Origin of the sequence: Asprobacillus argus, from assembly GCF_032248395.1 — a bacterium.
In the GTDB taxonomy this organism is placed as follows: domain Bacteria; phylum Bacteroidota; class Bacteroidia; order Flavobacteriales; family Flavobacteriaceae; genus Polaribacter; species Polaribacter argus.
On sequence record NZ_JAVTTO010000001.1, the window covers coordinates 786,982 to 805,930 of the forward strand.

Here is an 18,949-nt window from a genome sequence, read left to right on the forward strand (position 1 = left end):
TAAAACGAATGCTTTAAATACCTATATGTACTGTTCTTTTTACTCAACAAACCCGTACGTTTTGTGAAAAAGCTATTTTGTAGGATAAAAGCGATAACTTGTCCTGATAAAGTTTTAAAAACGATCAATCTTCCTAGTTTTGCTACTATGAAATGGAGTAAAGAACTCACATATAACATCCTTTTCGGATTGCTTCTGATATTAGTTGGAGAAACCTGGGATATTTCTGTTGAAATGGTTTTTAGAAAATCATCCGATGTTTGGAACGAAATAAACTTAGGAGGAGTACTTTTTTTTCTAACGTTTAATATTGCATATTTTACAGTATATGCGATAAATTATTTGGTTTTTGCACCGAGATTTTTAAAGCTGAATAAAATTCCTCAATACATTGCGGCTTTTCTTTTTATGGTACTATGTTTTGCTGCGGTTCGATTCTTTTTAGAGGAAATATTGTCCTATCATCTGTTTGGAGCCAACAATTACAATTTGGATAGAGATAACATTATTGCAATTTATTTAATGGACAGCGCAGGATATACCGTTAGACCTTGTTTGTTCAGTAGTTTGATCTATTTATTCTTTAGATACAAGGAGAAAACGCAACAAGTTCATGAGTTAAAGGTACAGCATCAAGAAGCGCAAATGTCTATGCTGCAGTCGCAGATCGGTCCACACTTTTTATTCAATACACTTAATGGATTTTACTCCGACCTTTATGATAAGAATCCTGAAGAGGCTAAAGGAATTTTAAAACTCTCTCAATTGTTGAGATATGTGACTTATGAAGCTAAAGAGAGCTTTATGCCGCTAAAAAAAGAGATCTCGTTTATTGAAGATTATCTTTACTTTTATAAAAAACGATATGAAGATAATTTTCATGTTGAACTGACAGTAGATGGAAAAATCGGAGACGAAAAGATACCATCCTTAATTTTGATTCATTTTGTGGAGAATGTTTGTAAACATGGAGTTTTAAACGATCTAAAAAGACCAGCCCACATTCATATTAAAATAAGAGAAAGCCACTTGGAAATACGCACTGAGAATAGCAAAAACCCTTCTGAAAAATATATGGATAAAGGCATTGGCACAGAGAATATAAAAAACCGATTAAAAGTATTGTTCCAAGAAGATTTCAAGTTGGAATATACAGAAGATGATACCATCTTTAGGACGTATTTAAAAATGCCGTTATGAAAAAACATTTAACTTGTATCATTGTTGATGATGAACCTCCTGCAATACGATTGTTGGAAAAATATGTAGAAAAGATACCTTCAGTGAAATTAGTAAACACGTTTACAAAGCCGCTAGAAGTGCTGCAGTTTCTAGAAAGTCAATCCGTTGATATCGTCTTTTTGGATATTCAAATGCCTGAAATCACCGGCATCCAACTTTCAAAGATCATTAACAAAGACACACACGTCATATTTACAACAGCATATCCAGAGTTTGCCCTGGAGAGTTATGATGTTGCTGCCATGGACTACTTACTGAAACCCATTGAATTTGAGCGTTTTTATAAGGCTGTTGAGAAGGTACAACCAAAAGAAGTTTCATCATCATCAAATTCATCACCAGAAAACAAGTATATATTTTTCAAAACAGACGGGAAAAATAAGTTTAAAAAGGTATTCTTAACCGATGTGCTATTTTTTCAAGGCCTTAAGAATTATGTAGCCGTACAATTAGAAGATGAACAGATCATCACGTATAGTACGCTTAAGCACATTTTGGAAATGCTGCCAAAACGAAACTTTATTCAAGTCCACAAATCTTACATTGTTTCTATAGAGCAAATTGATCAGATCGAAAATGACGCAATATGGATCAAGAATCGGCAAGTTCCTATCGGGAATACATATAGAAAGGGTTTCTTTGAAAAGATCAACAGCAAAGAAATATAGACGAAGAGATTACCTATAAATAAAATATCAAAAAAAGTAGTAAATTCATGCGTTCAAAACAGACAACTAATGAAATCTCTACTCAAATTAGGATTGTGCTTATTCTCAATAACTTTGACAGCACAACAACCCTCAACGAAAGCTAACATTGTTAAAAAATCACTTTCCGACAAGGAACAACTTACACAAAATTCAATCATAAAGAATATTCCATTTATCAATATTGGTCCAACGATCATGAGTGGACGTGTAGCCGATATTGATGTAAACCCGAATGATCCAACTGAGTTTTACGTAGGGTATGCATCTGGAGGGTTATGGTATACAAATAATAATGGCACCACCTTTACGCCTGTTTTAGATAATAGTCCAACACAAAATGTAGGAGATATTGCCGTAGACTGGAAAAACGGAACACTATGGGTAGGAACTGGAGAAAAGAACTCTTCCAGATCTTCCTATGCTGGAATAGGGATGTTGAAATCTACAGATCAAGGAAAAACCTGGCAACATGTCGGGCTCTCAGATTCGCATCACATTAGTAGAATTGTGATTAATCCCAACAATCCAGATGAGGTAGTAGTAGGAGTAATTGGACACTTGTACTCTTCAAATAAAGAAAGAGGGATATATAGAACTACAGATGGCGGAAAATCATGGAAGCGAACCTTATTTGTGAATAAAGACACGGGAATTATTGATGTAGTTACTACTCCAGGAAATTTTAACATTCAATATGCGGCTTCTTGGGAAAGAGAGCGTAAAGCATGGAATTTTGATGGAGACGGAAAGCATTCTTCCATCTATAAGAGTACCAATGGTGGAAAATCGTGGAAAAAGATCACAAAGAATAATGGATTCCCAACTGGGGATGGTGTTGGTCGAATTGGTTTAGCTGTGTATGATGAGAATACCGTATATGCTTTCCATGATAGTCAGTTTAGAAGGGAAGAAAAGGAGAAAAAGAAAAAAGCTTCTGCAGCATTGACCAAAGAAGATTTTAAAACCATGTCTACAGAAGGCTTTTTAAAATTAACAGATAAGAAACTAAATAGTTACTTAAAAACGAACGGATTTCAAGAGAAGTATAGAGCAGAAAATGTAAAACAGATGGTGCGTGCAGGCTCCGTAAAACCAATAGATTTAGCCAAATACTTAGAGAATGCAAATTCATTATTATTCGATACCCCTGTGATTGGCGCAGAAGTATACAAAACAACAGACGGAGGAAATTCTTGGAGCAAAACGCATGAAGGATACTTGGATGATCTTTACTACTCATACGGATATTATTTTGGCGAAATTCGAGTAGACCCACAAGATCAGAATGGAATTTATGTATTAGGTGTTCCCATCTTAAAATCAAAAGATGGAGGAAAAACCTTTACCTCTATAAGCAAAGAAAACGTGCACGCGGATCACCAAGCGTTATGGGTAAATCCAAAGCGTCAGGGTCACTTGATAGATGGAAATGACGGAGGATTGAATCTCTCTTATGATGACGGAGAAAGCTGGACGAAATTAAACGTGCCATCAGTAGGACAATTTTATGCCATTTATGCTGATAATCAAAAACCGTATAATGTGTATGGGGGATTACAAGACAATGGAGTTTGGACAGCACCTCACAATGCTAGAATTAATAAACGCTGGCATCAATCTGGACACAATCCATATACTTCTATTATGGGGGGAGATGGAATGCAAGTACAGGTAGATGATAGAAATCCGAATATTGTTTTTACAGGATATCAATTCGGAAATTATTTTAGAATAGATCGTGAATCAGGAAGAAGAAAATACATTCAGCCTAAACATACGTTAGGAGAAAACCCATATCGATTTAACTGGCAAACTCCTATTCATTTGTCACAACACAACCAAGATATTTTATACTTAGGGGGCAATAAATTGCACAGAAGTTTAAATCAAGGTGATACCTGGGAAACGATCTCTGAAGATCTTACTACAGGAGGCAAGAAAGGAAATGTAGCATACGGTACCTTAACGACTATTTCGGAATCTCCATTCCAATTTGGACTAATCTATGCGGGTTCTGACGATGGATATGTGCACATTTCAAAAAACGGAGGTGGATCTTGGGAACGTATCTCAGATTCTTTTCCAAAAGATCTTTGGGTAAGCAGAGTGATTGCCTCTAAACACAAGAAAGAACGGGTGTATGTGGCTCTAAATGGATATCGGTGGGATGATTTTAACGTGTATGTATATATGTCTGATGATTTTGGAAAAACCTGGAAAAACATTTCGAGAAATATTCCCACTTCACCGGTAAACGTAGTTAAGGAAGATCCAGAAAATGAAGAATTGTTGTACGTAGGTACAGACAATGGAGTATATGCTTCTTTTGATCAAGGGAATACCTGGTATCCTTTTGAAAACGGATTACCAAATGTGGCGGTACATGATTTAGTAATTCAGCCCGCTGCAAAGCACTTGATTGTAGGAACACATGGTAGAAGCATGTACAAAGCAAATATTGCCCCACTTCAATTGCTTACGAATGAATTGAAGGATAAAGAGGTGCATATTTTTGATGTTAACTCTATTCGAAAAAGAGGTAGCTGGGGTAGTTCCTGGAGTAAGTGGTTGGAACCGAATACGCCTGAAATGATGATTCCATTTTATACGAAAGCTTCTGGAAAACGTACAATTGATATTTATTTGAAAGACGTAAAAGTAAACTCGATAACTGTAGATGCCGATGGTGGGTTTAATGAAGCAGTTTTTGACGTTTCTTTTTCTGAAGATGGACGCAAAGCGTACGAAGCTCAAAATAAAGAAGCTTCGATAAAAGCGGCTAAGAATGGGGTGTATTACTTGCCTAAAGGAAAGTATACCATCAAGATAGGATCGACGAAAGGAGAATTTAAGGTTAAGTAAGGACCTACTTATAATCATTCTAAATACTATTCAAAAGACGACTCAGGGTTTGCGCATCAAACGTTTGAGTCGTACCTTTGTTGTTCTTAAAAATTAACTACAAGATGAGCGGATTTTTTAAATCTTCAATTGGAAGAAAAGTAGCCATGGCACTTTCGGCCTTCTTCCTCATGTTTTTCTTACTTCAACATTTTGCAATCAATATTTTATCTGTCTTTAGTGCAGATGCATTTAATGAAGTATCCCATTTTATGGGAACGAACCCATTAGTTCAATATGCATTACAACCAGTCTTAATTTTTGGTGTTGTATTTCACTTTGTAATGGGATTTGTACTTGAAATTAAAAACAAAAAAGCACAAGGAGTTTCCTATGCAAAAAACAATGGTGCTGCCAATTCTTCATGGATGAGTAGAAATATGATTTGGAGTGGGGTTGCTATTTTAGCATTTATCATCCTTCACTTTATTGACTTCTGGTTCCCAGAAATAAACACAAAATTTATAGAAGGAGATATGTCTGGGCTTATAAATCCAGATGTTGCAGATAGTGGTTTTAGATATTATGAAGAATTACAACATAAATTTTACGGGCATATTAGAACCATTGCCTACTGTATTGCATTTGTGTTTTTAGCATTGCATTTAATGCATGGCTTTACCTCTGCGTTCCAATCTATGGGAGCGACTGCAGGAAGAAAAAAGAGATTACAAAACATAGGGAAGGCATATTCAATTATCATTCCTTTAGGGTTTATATTTATTGCATTATACCATCATCTTAAACACGTATTATCATAACATATGGCAACTTTAGATTCAAAAGTACCTAAGGGTCCAATTAAAGATAAGTGGACGGATTATAAAAATCATATCGATTTAGTAAATCCTGCAAACAAACGTCATATTGATGTGATCGTTGTAGGAACGGGTTTAGCAGGAGGTTCTGCCTCTGCAACCTTAGCTGAATTAGGATACAATGTAAAAGCATTTGCATATCAAGATTCTCCACGTAGAGCACACTCTATTGCTGCACAAGGAGGAATTAATGCAGCAAAAAATTACCAGGGAGATGGAGATTCTACCTACCGTTTATTTTATGATACGGTAAAAGGAGGAGATTATCGTTCTCGTGAAGCAAACGTATATCGTTTGGCAGAAGTGTCTGCAAATATTATTGACCAATGTGTAGCACAAGGAGTTCCTTTTGCACGTGATTATGGAGGTTTGTTAGACAACCGTTCTTTTGGAGGAGTATTAGTTTCAAGAACTTTTTATGCCAAAGGACAAACGGGTCAGCAATTATTATTAGGAGCCTATTCAGCAATGAATAGACAAATTGCTCGTGGTAAAATTGAAATGTTTAACCGTCATGAAATGTTAGATGTTGTAATTGTTGACGGTAAAGCAAGAGGAATTATTGCTCGTAATTTAATTACGGGAGAAATAGAACGTCATTCGGCACATGCAGTTGTCGTTGCTTCTGGAGGATATGGAAATGTATATTTCTTATCGACCAATGCGATGGGGTCTAATGCAACAGCTGCTTGGAAGATCCATAAAAAGGGAGCATACTTTGCTAATCCTTGTTATACACAAATTCACCCAACCTGTATTCCACGTTCAGGAGATTATCAATCTAAATTAACGTTGATGTCAGAGTCTTTACGTAATGATGGACGTATTTGGGTGCCAAAGAATATAGAAGATGTTCAGGCAATCCGTGAAGGAAGAAAAAAACCTACCGATTTATCTGAAGACGAAAGAGATTATTATTTAGAACGTCGTTATCCTGCCTTTGGAAACTTAGTACCACGTGATGTAGCTTCTAGAGCAGCAAAAGAACGCTGCGATGCTGGATATGGTGTGAATGCAACTGGAGAAGCGGTGTATTTAGACTTTGCCTCTGCAATTGAACGATACGGAAAAGAGCAGGCAAAAATTCATAATATATCAAATGCTTCTGAAGCGAAAATATATGAACTTGGGCAAGCTATTGTAGAAGCAAAATATGGAAATTTATTCCAGATGTATGAGAAAATTGTAGATCAGGATCCATATAAAACACCTATGATGATTTACCCAGCTGTGCATTATACCATGGGAGGCGTATGGGTAGATTATAATTTAATGACTACCGTAGACGGCTTATACTGTATTGGAGAGGCAAATTTCTCGGATCATGGAGCTAACAGGTTAGGGGCTTCGGCTTTAATGCAAGGGCTGGCAGATGGTTATTTTGTGTTACCATATACAATTGGAGATTATTTATCAGGAGATATTCGTACTGGAAAAATCTCTACAGAAACTAAGGAATTTGAGGAAGCAGAGAAAGAAGTCACAGATAGAATTAACTTCTTTGTGAACAATAAGGGGTCTAAATCTGTAGACTATTTCCATAAGAAATTAGGAAATGTAATGTGGAACAAAGCAGGAATGTCTCGTAATGAAAAAGGCTTGAAAGAAGCCATGGCTGAAATAAAAACAATTCGTGAAGAATTCTGGAAAGAAGTAAAAGTTCCTGGGAATGCGAATGAGATGAATCCTGAATTAGAAAAAGCAGGACGCGTAGCTGATTTCTTAGAATTAGGAGAATTGTTTGCTAAAGATGCTTTAATGAGAGAAGAATCTTGTGGAGGTCACTTTAGAGAAGAATCTGTTGAATTAGACGGAGAACAAAAAGGAGAAGCAAAAAGAAATGATAAAGATTTTGCTTTTGTAGCTGCTTGGGAATATAAAGGAGAACCTGCAGATGCGGTTTTACATAAAGAAGAGTTAGAATTTAAAGATATTGAACTAAAACAACGTTCATATAAATAGGAAAGACATTATGAATTTAACACTTAAAATTTGGAGACAAAAAGACGCTAATGACAAGGGTCGAATGGTTGATTATAAAGTGACTGAGATTTCAGAACATATGTCTTTTTTAGAAATGATGGATGTTTTAAATGAGCAGTTGGTAAATACAGGAGAAGAGCCAGTGGCTTTTGATCACGATTGTAGAGAGGGTATTTGCGGAATGTGTTCTATGTACATCAACGGAGAGGCTCATGGGCCAGATCGCGGCGTTACTACCTGTCAATTGCACATGCGTATGTTTAAAGATGGAGATACTATTACGATTGAACCATTTAGAGCAGCAGCATTTCCCGTAATTAAAGATTTAGTTGTTGACCGTACCTCTTTTGAGCGTATTCAGCAAGCAGGAGGGTATATTTCTGTGAATACGTCTGGAAACACCCAAGACGCAAATGCAACGCCTATTTCTAAGCACGCAGCGGATGAAGCCATGGATGCAGCAACGTGTATTGGTTGTGGAGCTTGTGTAGCTACCTGTAAGAATTCTTCTGCAATGTTATTTGTAGGTGCTAAAGTATCGCAATATGCATTGCTACCACAAGGGCAAGTAGAAGCGGCAGATCGTGTGCAAAACATGGTGGCGCAAATGGATTTAGAAGGTTTTGGTAATTGTACCAATACTGGAGCTTGTGAAGTGGAATGCCCTAAAGGAATTTCTTTAGAGAACATTGCGCGTATGAATAGAGAATTAATGAAGGCAAGTTTTTAATAGGAAACACATGACTCGAGCGGAGTCAAGAGGTTGTATACTATTGATATTAACAAAACCCCAGGCAATTTGCCTGGGGTTTTGTATTAGCTCTTTTTAAATAGCGTTTCCAGATTGATCTTGGTGGAAAAATTGATGGTAACGATGGGGTCTTGAAAAAAGTTGAAGTATTTTCTGACCTCTCCTCCAATCTTAAAGGTCACTCCATCTTTGGCACCAAAGATCACATGGAATTGCGTTAATCCATAGGCTTTTATGGCACTCCTCTGTCTGGCAGGGGTTAGCCCCGGGTCTCCAAACCCAACGCCAGGATTGATCATCACTTCCAGATTCGTACTTCTATTTTCATCGGACAACTTGTATAACATGGGAAGTGATAGCCCAAAATAACTGTCTACATATCTGCGCGTAAATGACTTAGATCTTGCCAATTGAGCTTGTAATATGCGATTATTCGCAAGAGAATCCAAAGAGATCGTACTTGTCGATAAGGTAAACAAGTCCGTATTGTCAAAGGTATATTTCTCGCTTCGCTGAATGACCTCAACATGCAATCCTACGAACAAATTAAAAATCTCGTTTCTAGTAATTATTGGATAAAAGCCTTGTACATATAAACCAAGATTTTCGATGGCAACATTAGGAAGAGAGCTTACTCTTTTTTCTACATAACTGATGGAATCTGTAGGACTTTCGGCTAAAGGTTCTAGAATAACTTCTTGTCGAGCATTTTCCTCTAGTTTGGTCGAGGTGTTGTTTTTATAAATACCACCTCGCATTCCGAAAATAGTTCTACCCGATCGATCTTTAGCTAAATTCGGTAAGAAAACATTGATTTCAGCATAAAACTTTGAAGCAGAGAACTCCTCAACAATGTCAAAATTAGAACCTAAAAAGATATCATATGTATTCTCAAAACCTGATTTTTTTTGAAGGGTATATGTTAACATCTTTTTGTTTTCATCAACAGCACCTTCTATGTTCTTGTTTTTCTTACTTGTGGCAGATATCAGTTCTAAAATCAGTTTTCTATCTTTTAGCAAGACCTTTTTAATAGAATCATAATTCTTTTCACCTTTTTTGAGAATGATAGATTGATATGTTTTGTCCTGAGAGATACTTTCTATCGGAAATTCCAGTTCTATAGCGTCCTTAAACTTCACTTTTAACATTACGGCATCTGTCTTCTTAACTTGATAACCACTGGACGTCAAGGTATATCTTAAGGCTAGATCCTTATTTGTGTCGAGAATTAAAGAAGGGTCGTCCAGTTTTTCTATACCAATGGTGAACTTTTCTTTTTTCTTTTCTACAATTGAAATAAAATCGTTTTCAGACATCTCAAAGTTCTTGTTGACCTCTTTTTTTGAGAGGCGAACAATAAAATTTCGTGAGTCTTTAAGCTTCTCCTTATCTATAAAAAGCATTACTTTTTTTGGAGATGTGTATTCTTTCGGAAAAATGTTGACAGGAATTGTATCGGATACTTCACTAAAGATTTGTAACCTGATAGGGTCCGTTGATTTGTATTTTTTAATATCTTTTATTTCAACTTCCAATGTGATATACTCTTTTGAAAAGTCGAAACTTTGTTTGGATTTTGTAAAACCCACCGTTGTCTTTTGAGCACATACAAGAGAATATGCCAATAAAAAGAGCATTGAAAATAACCGTTTCATAATCGTAGTATTAAGTTTTAACTCAAAACTACTACGGGAACGAAAGCCAAAATATACCTATAAGTAGTGATTATTTCCTCCCAAAATCCGCTGGAATCTCACCCCAAGCCTTTGTTTCCCATTTTAGAATGGGATTTTGATAGGAGTTTTCTTTCAACCATTTCTCTGCTCGTTGGATCAATTTTAGCAACTCACTATTATTGGAGTCAAAGACAACCTTGGTTCTACATTCTTTTTTACGAACCCATGACATGGCAATTTTAGAATCGGAATAGATAGGTGTTTTATGCATTCCTTTTCCTTTTAACAAAGCAATTCCGTGCACCAAGGCCAAAAACTCGCCAATATTGTTGGTACCGTTTTCAAAAGGACCTAATTTAAAAAGCTCTCTCCTAGTATCAGTAACGACTCCTCTGTATTCCATTTTTCCTGGATTTCCGCTGCAAGCTGCATCAACGGACAAGGTGTTTGCCAAGGGAGTACCATATGTTGCTTTTTCCGCGGCTGACAATACAGGCTTCTTGGTGTCTTTTCCTTTGTAGTCGGCATACTTCTTTTTAAATGCTTTTTCCGCTTCTGCTTTATTACTAAAAGATTTGTATTGCGCTCCATCAAACCCTTGGACTAGCTTTTTTGTGGTATCCCAAGAAGAGAAAACACCCGTTTTCTTCCCTTTCCAAACAACATAGAACTTTTTCTTAGCCATTGTCGAGTATTGTTTTTTTAATGATTCTTGGGAAATACTCATACTCTAGGAGATGAATTTTTTGAGCAATATCTTCTGGAGTATCCGTGTCATTTAGATCGGTTTTAGTCTGAAAAATAATAGCACCTTCATCATAATGTTCGTTTACAAAATGGATAGTGATACCCGTTTCGGTCTCCCCGTTTTCCTTCACAGCAGCATGAACATGCATTCCGTACATGCCTTTTCCACCATATTTTGGCAATAAGGCAGGGTGAATATTAATAATTCTATTTGGAAAAGTTGCGATGATGGATTCAGGTACTTTCAGTAAAAAACCTGCTAGAATAATATAATCGGCAGATTTCTTTAAAACTGAGAGCACTTTGTCACTAGTGGTAAAGTCTTCTTTTGGGAAGTAAAAACAATTTACTCCTAATTGTTTGCATCTTTCAAAGACACCAGCATTCTTCCTATTGGAAAGCACACTTACCACAGATATTTTTGTAGAATCTTTGAAGTAATTAATGATGTTTTCGGCATTACTTCCAGAACCAGAAGCAAAAATGACAAGACGTTTCATACAGGATTTTCTTGACTACAAAAAAAAGAATAATCGCTAATTAAACAATTATTAAATCAAATTATTTATTTTAGGGTTCATTATTTGAGGCAAAAATTAGATATAACTAATAAGATTTGTATTTTTGCCCTTGATTTAAAATTTAAAATTTAGAAAATTATGTCAGACATTGCATCAAGAGTAAAAGCGATTATCGTTGACAAGCTAGGAGTAGACGATAACGAAGTAACAACAGAAGCAAGCTTCACGAATGATTTAGGAGCAGATTCTTTAGATACTGTTGAGTTAATCATGGAATTCGAAAAAGAATTTGATATTCAAATTCCAGACGATCAAGCAGAGAACATTGGTACTGTTGGTCAAGCTGTAAGCTATATAGAAGAAGCAAAAAAGTAATTTTTATATGCAATTAAAACGAGTTGTAGTTACTGGACTTGGTGCATTAACACCAATAGGGAACAATATTGAGGAATATTGGAATGGCCTGGTTAACGGAGTTAGCGGGGCTGCGCCTATAACACATTTTGATGCGACCAAGTTCAAAACTCGTTTTGCATGTGAAGTTAAAAACTTTGAGGTCAGAGATTTTATAGACCGAAAAGAGGCTCGTAAAATGGATAAGTTTACGCAGTATGCGATGGTAGCCTCTGATGAGGCTATTGCGGATTCTAAACTAGACTTAGATGCCATAAATAAATTACGAGTAGGAGTAATTTGGGGAGCTGGTATTGGTGGATTAGAGACTTTTCAGAATGAAGTATTAAACTTTGCTGAAGGAGATGGAACGCCAAGATTCAATCCTTTCTTTATTCCTAAAATGATCGCAGATATTGCTCCAGGAAACATTTCTATAAAGAATGGTTTTATGGGGCCTAACTATACTACGGTATCTGCTTGTGCATCGTCTGCAAATGCGATGATCGATGCACTTAATTATATTCGTCTAGGACATTGCGATGTTATTGTTACAGGTGGTAGTGAAGCTGCTGTAGCCATTGCTGGTATGGGCGGATTTAATGCTATGCACGCTTTATCTACTAGAAATGAAAACCCTGAGTCGGCATCAAGACCTTTTGATGCGGAGCGAGATGGTTTCGTTTTAGGAGAAGGAGCTGGAGCAATTGTTCTTGAAGAATACGAACATGCGAAGGCAAGAGGCGCAAAAATATATGCTGAGGTTATCGGAGGAGGAATGTCTTCTGATGCACATCATATGACAGCACCACACCCTGAAGGAATAGGAGTGATAGCTGTTATGAAAAATTGTTTAGAAAATGCTGGGATTAACCCGGAAGATGTAGATCACATCAATACGCATGGAACATCAACACCTTTGGGAGATGTAGCTGAATTGAAAGCTATTTCTGAAGTTTTTGGAGAACATGCTAAGAATATCAACATCAACTCAACTAAATCCATGACGGGTCATTTACTAGGAGCTGCAGGGGCAATTGAATCTATTGCTTCTATACTGGCCATGGAACATGGAATGATACCACCAACCATTAATCACTCTAATGTTGATGAGAACATCAACCCTGAACTAAACTTAACACTTAATCAAGCTCAAAAAAGAGATATCAAAGTTGCAATGAGCAATACTTTTGGGTTTGGAGGTCATAATGCCTGTGTTGCTTTTAGAAAATTAGATTAATAATTAATGAATTTTATTCGTAAAATAGTAAAACCATCCTCCAAGAACGATGGTAGTTTTTATCATGATATAAAACAGCTACTCAATTTCGCACCTAAGAATATTGAGCATTACGAAAAAGCATTTACCCATAGATCGTTAAAATTATCTGACAAAGATGGAAACGCATTTAATTACGAACGTCTGGAGTTTTTAGGAGACGCTATGTTAGGGTCTGTAATAGCGTCATATTTGTACAAGAAAGTTCCTAAAGGAACGGAAGGGTACTTGACACAAATGAGATCTAAGATTGTAAGTCGAGAGCATTTGAATGAATTAGGGAAAGACTTGAACCTTATTCGTTTTGTAAAAAGTAATATTGCAAAAGAAAATGTTGGAGACAATATTCACGGAAATATTTTTGAAGCATTAATTGGTGCTATTTATCTTGATAAGGGCTATAACTATTGCAAAAAATTTGTGTATGAAAAGGTGATTATTCCGTACGTAGATATTGAAAAATTAGAAGGAAAGATCACAAGCTATAAAGGATTGATCATTGAATGGTGTCAAAAGCAAAAGAAAAAATATTCTATTGAGACCTATGAAGATACTGGAAATGAATTGGTAAAACATTTTAGTGTCAAGATCAGTATTGATGGAGAGCAAATAGCCAAAGGAAGGTCTACTTCAAAGAAAAAAGCAGAGGAACAAGCGTCTAAACGCGCGTACTTTGCACTACAAAATCAAATAACACATACTTAACAAATACGATAACGATTTCGTTATTTTTTTACTCACCTTTGCTAAACAATCAGTAATTTAGCTTAATGTTGATGTGAAAATTTAAGTGAATTTTATATACAATGCAAGTACACGCCCTAGATTTAAATGACTTTTGTGAAGAGAATTACACCCTTATAGGTGTTCACACGACGCTAGAAGACTATAAGTTGGCCTTTCTATTAAATAGTCATTTGAAGACAGGTTTTCATAGAGCATCTTATAGTTTAGATTTTAGTAATACTGCAGAGGATGTTTCATTTTCCATTTACGACTATACAAATAAGGAATATGATTTTGAATGGTATTTAATAGCTAATAGTTGTTCGCAAGAAGTGAAATTAAACAGTAGTGGATTGTTGCAAAGCACAGAAACAAAAACATACCTGATCAAAGAAAAGAAAAAAGTTGATTTTTTCATAAAAATAGTAGGAGAAACGGATCGTAGCTATATTACTAAGACCATTGATAAAATTAATGCTATTAATCAAGTAGTAACCTCTTACCAAGTAGATACAAACACATTAAAGTCAAAAGACTTTTTAATTTTTTAAATATGCCTCATAATAAAAAAACCAAAATTGTTGCAACACTAGGACCAGCAACAAACACCAAAGAGATTTTGACCGATTTAGCAAAGTCTGGGGTAAATGTTTTTAGGATTAACTTTTCTCATGCTGATTATGAGACTGTAAAAATAAGAATACAACAGGTTAGAGAAATTAACAAAGAAAACGGTTTTAATGTAGCCATATTAGCCGACCTTCAAGGTCCAAAACTGAGAGTGGGTGTCATGGAAGAAGGGGTAGAATTAAATGAAGGAGATGCGTTTATTTTTACTACTGATGAATGCGTTGGGAATAAAGAAAAAGCATTCATGACATATGAACGTTTTCCTAAAGATGTTAAAAAAGGAGAACAGATTTTAGTGGATGATGGAAAGCTGTTATTTGAAGTAACTGATACAGATAAGCAAACTACGGTTAAGACAAAAGTAATTGTTGGAGGTGTATTGTCTTCTAAGAAAGGAGTAAACCTGCCTAACACTAACATTTCCCTACCAGCATTAACGGATAAGGATAAAAAAGATGCTGTTTTTGCACTAGGTCAAGAAGTAGATTGGATTGCGCTATCATTTGTGCGAACCCCAGAAGATTTAAGAATGTTACGAGACTTAATAGCCCAACATTCTGAATATAGAGTTCCTGTTATTGCCAAAATAGAAAAGCCAGAAGCTGTTGAGAATATAGATGCATTGATTCCTTATTGCGATGGATTAATGGTAGCACGTGGAGATTTAGGCGTTGAAATACCAATGCAAGAAGTTCCTTTGATTCAGAAGGGGTTAGTGCATAGAGCAAAGCAAGCTCGAATTCCAGTAATCATTGCTACTCAAATGATGGAAACGATGATTACGAATTCTGTACCTACAAGAGCAGAAGTAAATGACGTAGCAAATTCTATTATGGATGGTGCAGATGCTGTAATGTTATCTGGAGAGACCTCTGTAGGAAAACACCCTGTAAGAGTTATCAAAAAGATGACGGAAATTATAGAAGGTGTAGAAAATTCTACTTTGATAAAAGTTCCACATCAACCACCACATATCAAAACAAACAGATTTATCACAAAATCGGTTTGTTATCATGCTGCTTTGATGGCTGATGATACAGATGCTTCAGCAATATCAACATTGACAAATAGTGGTTATACGGCATTTCAAATATCTGCATGGAGACCTAGAACACACGTATTAGCGTTCTCAACAGAGCGAAGAATATTAGGGAAATTGAACCTATTATGGGGTGTAAGAGCTTTTTATTATGATTCTGACCTAAGCACAGATGATACTGTAGAAGATATCAACCGAATAGCCAAAGAAAAAGGCTTCGTAAAAGTAGGAGACCTGATGATCAACTTAACCTCGATGCCAGCAAAGGAACGTGGAATGGTGAATACATTGCGGGTTTCAGAAATAAAATAGTACTATAGCTTTAGTTGCTGTATGCTAATGATGGCATCGTTTGTTACAAATGGCATGGGCATCATATCTTTAGATCTCGGTTTTATATTAAAAAGAGGATTGCTCAAAAGATCATAGGAAATTTCATTGATAATAATTCTTGGAACGGAATCTTTCTTAACCGACATGGATACGTTAAGCACTGAATCTTGATTCGCCATATGATATCTCAAAAAAGTACCTCTGCGTATGTCAAACGGTTCTCCGCTATTTACACGAGCACTATTTACTTTAAGTGAATCAAAATGAATAGGCTTTTCACTTATAAACTCCAGCTTGTTAAGTGTTCTTTTAGGACGTAGCATAAAATTTATAATACGACTACCTGATATAATAGTATCCTTAGAGATGCTTATTTCTGAACTTGGAACAGCTTTGAAGTCTGCTGCCACATGATAGTTAAAACGGGTGTTGTATTTGCTTTTTGTGTCGGCATTCGGAATGCCACCTTGTGTAGGGTTTTCACCTAGTTTTTGTTTTATATAGTCATCGAGTGTCGTGTTATACGAACCCCAATAAGCGGTGCCAGTATCAATATTATGAACATAAACCAAACTATTAGGTCTCTTTTTCTCCTCAGAAAAACCAGCTGAAAAACTAGCTTTTATAAAGAACACAAGCATTAGAATAAATGCAATTCTGGCAAATCCTCTTTTGGCCGTTCCAGATAGTAATACAGGAAGCAATAACCCAAAAAGGAGGCTAATTAAAACACCGCTAATTAAAAGATTTCGCAACCCTAGACCTACCGGAAATAACTTTACCATTGGTGCTATCATATATATGGTTGGAATTGATAGTATAGCAAATAAGATGGTATACTTTTTCTTCATGTTTCCAAAAATGGAAATTCCCATAATCAATAAAGCAATATATACAGGGATAATTAAGAACCCAGCTCCTTTATAATCTCCTTGGATTAAGAAATTAATAATCAACCAAATGGTTATTGGCGCTACTAATAAACTAATACTGTTTTGGTCATTTGCCACTCTTTTATAGATTGCATATAGTAACCATACGTTTAAAAACGAGAAGGCAGCAATATAGGTGTATCCATTATACGTAAACCCATGAAGCATATCCTGGTATTGCGGGTGTATTAAAACCAAGCCTTTCCATAGAAACATAGAAAGACCACCACATATAACAATCGCGAGGATAAATGCGGCAAAGCCTTTTAAAACATCTTTTATAAGTATTTTACGGGATGCTCTTCCGAAGAACAGCAAGATTAAGAAAATAATGATTGCTGCAATTAACAAGGGCATGATCCACGAAAAAGGATAGCTCAGCAATTGCATGAAAGGGAAGTTTACATACACATAATCTTGGTCACTATTCAGCGAGCTAAGATCTGTGTTTGCGAAGTAATACAGACTATTCATTAAATAATCCGCTTGATGTGCCAAGGTTTCACGATCTAATCGTTCATATGAATCTTGTGCAGTGTGATAATCGAAATGGTCGCCAATAAAGGCAAAATTAAAACCATTGATATCTGCTTCTTCTCTAAAAACGGTCAAATCGGTATCGTTTGGAAGTTTCTTATATACACTATACATCAAAGAATTAGCGGCAAGATAATTTGGGCCTGCTTCTAGAAGAGCACCGATTAACTTACTGTTTTTACCATTGGTTTCCATGAGCATATAGCTAGGGCCTCCACTACCTCTTGCTTCAAAGTTTAACACCAACCCAACATCTTTTACCCATGGGTGATTGTCTACAAAGGCTTTTGCGCCAAGCAATCCTAACTCTTCTGCATCAGAAATAAGAATAATAATGTCATTTTTAGGTTTAGAATTTTCTGCCAGAAAAGCGCGAATACCCTCCAAAATCGTTACTACTCCAGAACCAGCATCACTAGCTCCTATAGCAGAATGAGGATTGGAATCATAATGAGAGAGTAGCATTAACGCCTTTCCGTTTCCACTTCCTTTTATTCTGGCTAATATATTTTCTGCAGTCGTTCCTGCATACCACTTCTTATAAACGGCGGTTTGAGTTTGAATCTCTGGTGAGAGGTTCATTGCTTCCAGTTCTTTAACAATATATGCTTGTACCTCTTTATGAGCTTCTGTACCTACATGATGCGATTTTTTTGAAATCGCTTTTAAATGAGTCAATGCATTTTCTATAGAAAAACCACCTTTAATGTTAATCTTGTCAGAATTTGGCATCATATCATAGAAGCTCCAATAAACGGTCAGAACAACGATCAGTACAGATAAAATAGAAGCGTATTTTTTCATAAAAAAGTGATTTGTGTAAAAGTAAGAAAATAAAAAAAAGAAAATAAAGCGGACTTACAGGCTAAAAATCAGTAACTTTAAAAGGACTAAACTTCTATATTATGGGCATAATTAACTTTCAAGGTAAGAGGGATACGTCTATCCCAAAATCATCAGAAAATATTCTGGTTTCAGATTATATGACAACAAAACTGATCACATTTCGACCTGATCAATCTGTTGAAGAGGTCATTGAAACACTTATCAAGAACAGAATTTCTGGAGGACCTGTGGTGAACGAAAACAATGAATTAATTGGAATTATTTCTGAAGGAGATTGTATTAAGCACATTTCTGAAAGTAAGTACTATAATATGCCTATGGATAACAATCATACTGTAGAAAAGAATATGGTTTCAAATGTAGAAACTATAGATAAGAATATGAATATTTTTGACGCCGCTAGTAAATTTATTAGCTCTAAACGTAGGCGTTTCCCCATTCTTGACAACGGAAAATTGGTCGGTCAGATCAGTCAAAAGGACATTCTAAAAGCTGCGCTAAACATGAAAGGAAATAGTTGGAAATAGTTTAGCTATCTCGTTTTATCAGTAAGAAAAAATCGTTTTCTAAAGCTAAATACCCTTCGTCGTACACATAAAAATAGGTTTTTCGGGCTTTGGTGGTATAGATGGACGTAAAGAGCTGAAAATCGAATCCTCTATCGTATAGTTTTGTTCTGGTAACTTTAGTTTTACCGGAATGATTGAGCTCCGATAAGATCTTGTAATTCTTTCGCAATCGATTATTGATATTACGGATAAGATTTTTACTATCCTTATTTACTTTGTTGTTGTAGGAGTTCCGACAGTAATCGGAGCAGAATTTTTTGTCTATCCTTCCTTTTACAGTTTCTCCACATTCTAAGCACGTTCTTTGTTCCAT

The 18,949-nt window shown here is 35.9% G+C and carries 17 protein-coding genes; 12 read left to right on the plus strand and 5 right to left on the minus strand.

Annotation, left to right across the window (positions count from 1 at the left end; translation table 11 throughout):
• Positions 1–63: 63 nt before the first annotated feature.
• The 6 genes from RQM59_RS03540 (at position 64) to RQM59_RS03565 (ending at position 8,384) form a co-directional block, all read left to right on the plus strand.
• Positions 64–1,200 (plus strand): sensor histidine kinase, encoded by a 1,137-nt coding sequence (locus RQM59_RS03540; protein ID WP_349240682.1) that lies wholly within the window; start codon positions 64–66, stop codon positions 1,198–1,200.
• Complete coding sequence (locus RQM59_RS03545; protein WP_349240683.1) at positions 1,197–1,910, plus strand: LytR/AlgR family response regulator transcription factor; 714 nt, start codon at positions 1,197–1,199, stop codon at positions 1,908–1,910. Before RQM59_RS03540 ends, RQM59_RS03545 begins: the two co-directional genes overlap by 4 nt.
• Before the next feature lie 69 nt (positions 1,911–1,979).
• Positions 1,980–4,814, plus strand: a complete 2,835-nt coding sequence (locus RQM59_RS03550; RefSeq protein WP_349240684.1) for a VPS10 domain-containing protein — start codon at positions 1,980–1,982, stop codon at positions 4,812–4,814.
• Positions 4,815–4,918: 104 nt separating this feature from the next.
• Positions 4,919–5,614, plus strand: coding sequence for a succinate dehydrogenase cytochrome b subunit (locus RQM59_RS03555; RefSeq protein WP_349240685.1), 696 nt, complete (start codon positions 4,919–4,921; stop codon positions 5,612–5,614).
• A 3-nt stretch (positions 5,615–5,617) separates the two neighbouring features.
• Entirely contained in the window at positions 5,618–7,633 is a 2,016-nt protein-coding gene (locus RQM59_RS03560) for a fumarate reductase/succinate dehydrogenase flavoprotein subunit (protein ID WP_349240686.1), read from the plus strand.
• Positions 7,634–7,643: 10 nt separating this feature from the next.
• Positions 7,644–8,384 carry a succinate dehydrogenase/fumarate reductase iron-sulfur subunit gene (locus tag RQM59_RS03565; RefSeq protein ID WP_349240687.1) on the plus strand — a complete coding sequence of 247 codons (741 nt, stop codon included), beginning with the start codon at positions 7,644–7,646 and terminating at the stop codon, positions 8,382–8,384.
• An 86-nt stretch (positions 8,385–8,470) separates the two neighbouring features.
• Here RQM59_RS03565 and RQM59_RS03570 read toward each other — a convergent pair whose 3' ends face one another.
• From RQM59_RS03570 to purN, 3 genes are all read right to left on the minus strand, one after another.
• Entirely contained in the window at positions 8,471–10,063 is a 1,593-nt protein-coding gene (locus RQM59_RS03570) for a hypothetical protein (protein WP_349240688.1), read from the minus strand.
• A gap of 70 nt (positions 10,064–10,133) precedes the next feature.
• On the minus strand, positions 10,134–10,769 hold the full coding sequence (locus tag RQM59_RS03575) for a ribonuclease H1 domain-containing protein (RefSeq protein WP_349240689.1): 636 nt from the start codon (positions 10,767–10,769) through the stop codon (positions 10,134–10,136).
• On the minus strand, positions 10,762–11,331 hold the full coding sequence (purN, locus tag RQM59_RS03580; RefSeq protein WP_349240690.1) for a phosphoribosylglycinamide formyltransferase: 570 nt from the start codon (positions 11,329–11,331) through the stop codon (positions 10,762–10,764). Before purN ends, RQM59_RS03575 begins: the two co-directional genes overlap by 8 nt.
• Positions 11,332–11,490: 159 nt before the next feature.
• On the opposite strand from purN, the gene RQM59_RS03585 reads away from it, so the two are divergent.
• From RQM59_RS03585 to pyk, 5 genes are all read left to right on the plus strand, one after another.
• Positions 11,491–11,727, plus strand: coding sequence for an acyl carrier protein (locus RQM59_RS03585; RefSeq protein ID WP_004569249.1), 237 nt, complete (start codon positions 11,491–11,493; stop codon positions 11,725–11,727).
• A 7-nt stretch (positions 11,728–11,734) separates the two neighbouring features.
• Positions 11,735–12,985, plus strand: a complete 1,251-nt coding sequence (gene fabF, locus RQM59_RS03590; protein WP_349240691.1) for a beta-ketoacyl-ACP synthase II — start codon at positions 11,735–11,737, stop codon at positions 12,983–12,985.
• A 6-nt stretch (positions 12,986–12,991) separates the two neighbouring features.
• Positions 12,992–13,729, plus strand: coding sequence for a ribonuclease III (gene rnc, locus RQM59_RS03595; RefSeq protein WP_349240692.1), 738 nt, complete (start codon positions 12,992–12,994; stop codon positions 13,727–13,729).
• 101 nt (positions 13,730–13,830) lie between these two features.
• The gene (locus RQM59_RS03600; protein WP_349240693.1) at positions 13,831–14,301 is read left to right on the plus strand and encodes an IPExxxVDY family protein; all 471 of its coding nucleotides are present in this window, start codon (positions 13,831–13,833) and stop codon (positions 14,299–14,301) included.
• 2 nt (positions 14,302–14,303) lie between these two features.
• The gene (pyk, locus tag RQM59_RS03605) at positions 14,304–15,731 is read left to right on the plus strand and encodes a pyruvate kinase (RefSeq protein WP_349240694.1); all 1,428 of its coding nucleotides are present in this window, start codon (positions 14,304–14,306) and stop codon (positions 15,729–15,731) included.
• Between the two features lie 2 nt (positions 15,732–15,733).
• Here the strand turns inward: pyk and RQM59_RS03610 are convergent, their stop codons facing one another.
• Positions 15,734–18,025 carry a M20/M25/M40 family metallo-hydrolase gene (locus RQM59_RS03610; RefSeq protein WP_349240695.1) on the minus strand — a complete coding sequence of 764 codons (2,292 nt, stop codon included), beginning with the start codon at positions 18,023–18,025 and terminating at the stop codon, positions 15,734–15,736.
• A gap of 101 nt (positions 18,026–18,126) precedes the next feature.
• Here RQM59_RS03610 and RQM59_RS03615 point away from each other — a divergent pair, with 101 nt between their 5' ends.
• Positions 18,127–18,594 carry a CBS domain-containing protein gene (locus RQM59_RS03615; protein ID WP_349240696.1) on the plus strand — a complete coding sequence of 156 codons (468 nt, stop codon included), beginning with the start codon at positions 18,127–18,129 and terminating at the stop codon, positions 18,592–18,594.
• A gap of 1 nt (position 18,595) precedes the next feature.
• Here the strand turns inward: RQM59_RS03615 and RQM59_RS03620 are convergent, their stop codons facing one another.
• Positions 18,596–18,949 (minus strand): hypothetical protein, encoded by a 354-nt coding sequence (locus tag RQM59_RS03620; protein ID WP_349240697.1) that lies wholly within the window; start codon positions 18,947–18,949, stop codon positions 18,596–18,598.

Coding starts and splice junctions, on each gene's coding strand:
- RQM59_RS03545 (WP_349240683.1), top strand. CDS start 1,197: ATGAAAAAACATTTAACTTGTATCATTGTTGATGATGAACCTCCTGCA.
- RQM59_RS03550 (WP_349240684.1), top strand. CDS start 1,980: ATGAAATCTCTACTCAAATTAGGATTGTGCTTATTCTCAATAACTTTG.
- RQM59_RS03555 (WP_349240685.1), top strand. CDS start 4,919: ATGAGCGGATTTTTTAAATCTTCAATTGGAAGAAAAGTAGCCATGGCA.
- RQM59_RS03560 (WP_349240686.1), top strand. CDS start 5,618: ATGGCAACTTTAGATTCAAAAGTACCTAAGGGTCCAATTAAAGATAAG.
- RQM59_RS03565 (WP_349240687.1), top strand. CDS start 7,644: ATGAATTTAACACTTAAAATTTGGAGACAAAAAGACGCTAATGACAAG.
- RQM59_RS03570 (WP_349240688.1), bottom strand. CDS start 10,063: ATGAAACGGTTATTTTCAATGCTCTTTTTATTGGCATATTCTCTTGTA.
- RQM59_RS03575 (WP_349240689.1), bottom strand. CDS start 10,769: ATGGCTAAGAAAAAGTTCTATGTTGTTTGGAAAGGGAAGAAAACGGGT.
- purN (WP_349240690.1), bottom strand. CDS start 11,331: ATGAAACGTCTTGTCATTTTTGCTTCTGGTTCTGGAAGTAATGCCGAA.
- RQM59_RS03585 (WP_004569249.1), top strand. CDS start 11,491: ATGTCAGACATTGCATCAAGAGTAAAAGCGATTATCGTTGACAAGCTA.
- fabF (WP_349240691.1), top strand. CDS start 11,735: ATGCAATTAAAACGAGTTGTAGTTACTGGACTTGGTGCATTAACACCA.
- rnc (WP_349240692.1), top strand. CDS start 12,992: ATGAATTTTATTCGTAAAATAGTAAAACCATCCTCCAAGAACGATGGT.
- RQM59_RS03600 (WP_349240693.1), top strand. CDS start 13,831: ATGCAAGTACACGCCCTAGATTTAAATGACTTTTGTGAAGAGAATTAC.
- pyk (WP_349240694.1), top strand. CDS start 14,304: ATGCCTCATAATAAAAAAACCAAAATTGTTGCAACACTAGGACCAGCA.
- RQM59_RS03610 (WP_349240695.1), bottom strand. CDS start 18,025: ATGAAAAAATACGCTTCTATTTTATCTGTACTGATCGTTGTTCTGACC.
- RQM59_RS03615 (WP_349240696.1), top strand. CDS start 18,127: ATGGGCATAATTAACTTTCAAGGTAAGAGGGATACGTCTATCCCAAAA.
- RQM59_RS03620 (WP_349240697.1), bottom strand. CDS start 18,949: ATGGAACAAAGAACGTGCTTAGAATGTGGAGAAACTGTAAAAGGAAGG.